This is a genomic window from Moorena sp. SIO3H5 (assembly GCF_010692395.1).
Taxonomy (GTDB): Bacteria; Cyanobacteriota; Cyanobacteriia; order Cyanobacteriales; family Coleofasciculaceae; genus Moorena.
Window position 1 is genome coordinate 1 of the sequence record NZ_JAAHHS010000778.1, and the last position, 1,253, is coordinate 1,253.

Below are 1,253 nucleotides of genomic sequence, written 5' to 3' on the forward strand. Positions count from 1 at the left end.
TTTTTAGTGAGGGTAGGGGACAGGGGAAAAGGGATAGTATTAGAACCGTCAACCGTCAACTGTCAACTGTCAACTGTCAACTATCAACCATCAACATCAAAAACTTCCTAATACCAATTTAATATGAAGTTGCATATAATAGAGCGAAGCAAACTTGATCGGTTTAAATACTCATGAGTCGCCCATTTAAGATTGAGATCGCGCAGAGTGAAGAGGAACTAAAAAAACTGCTACAGACAGCCAGGGTGGGAAACCAGAAAGAAAAACTACAGATGTTGTGGTGGCTCAAGAGTGGACAGGTAAAGGAGCAGCAAGAAATCGGGAAACGCTTGGCTAGAGATAGTTCAACAGTGACAAGATGGTTACAGAAGTATAGGTCTGGTGGTCTGTCTGGCTTATTAGAAATCAAGAAAGCGGCAGGAGCAAAACGAAAAATTAATGATCATGCGATCGCAGCACTGATACAGGAGTTAAAAACAGGAAAAGGGTTTAGTAGCTATGGTGCGATAGTAGAGTGGTTGAAAAAAGAGCATGGACTTGACATTGAATATGGAACGGTTTATGCATTGGTTCGGTATCGATTGGGAGCAAAACTAAAAGTACCACGTCCTCAAAGCTACAAGCAGGATGAAAAGCTGGTATCTGAGTTTAAAAAAAACTCGGTATCATTCTCAATCGTCTCGAAAAACATCTAGCACAGGGAAAGGGCGTTCATTATCTGTGTCAGGATGAAACTAGGGTTGGACTGAAAACTCTCACAGGAAAAGTGATTACTGCTTCTGGAGTCAAGCCAACTGTTGACGTTAAATGGGTCAGGGAAAATTTTTGGATTTATGGTGCAATTGAGCCATTAACAGGAAAACATTTTCAACACGAATACCCCAAACTCAACGGTGACTATTTTCAACAGTTTTTAGACTGGCTATCTCAGCAGTTAGGTGAAGATTATGCAATTTTACAAATTGACCAAGCTCCTGCTCATATCAGTTGTGCGATTAATTGGCCAGAAAATATTATTCCCCTGCTTCAACCACCTCATTCCCCTGAACTTAATCCAATCGAAAGGCTTTGGCACTTTCTCAAAAAACCTCTCAAAAACGAACTTTTCTCTTCTTTGCAAGATTTACGCGATCGCATACAACAAGTGTTCGAGCAACTTACATTTGAGCAGGTAATATCTATCTCCTCTTACAACTTCATTTTAGAAGCTCTTTTCTATGCAGCTTCATATTAAATTGGTATAAGCACTCCAG

General features: G+C 40.2%; 2 protein-coding genes. Both read left to right on the plus strand.

The window, feature by feature from the left end:
* Window positions 1–173: 173 nt before the first annotated feature.
* Entirely contained in the window at window positions 174–695 is a 522-nt protein-coding gene (locus F6K52_RS36455; protein ID WP_293090133.1) for a helix-turn-helix domain-containing protein, read from the plus strand.
* 23 nt (window positions 696–718) lie between these two features.
* Window positions 719–1,234 (plus strand): IS630 family transposase, encoded by a 516-nt coding sequence (locus tag F6K52_RS36460; RefSeq protein ID WP_293090136.1) that lies wholly within the window; start codon window positions 719–721, stop codon window positions 1,232–1,234.
* Window positions 1,235–1,253: the final 19 nt, after the last annotated feature.

What these genes read in the sequence shown, in the direction of transcription:
- F6K52_RS36455 (WP_293090133.1), top strand. Translation starts at nt 174, where the DNA reads ATGAGTCGCCCATTTAAGATTGAGATCGCGCAGAGTGAAGAGGAACTA.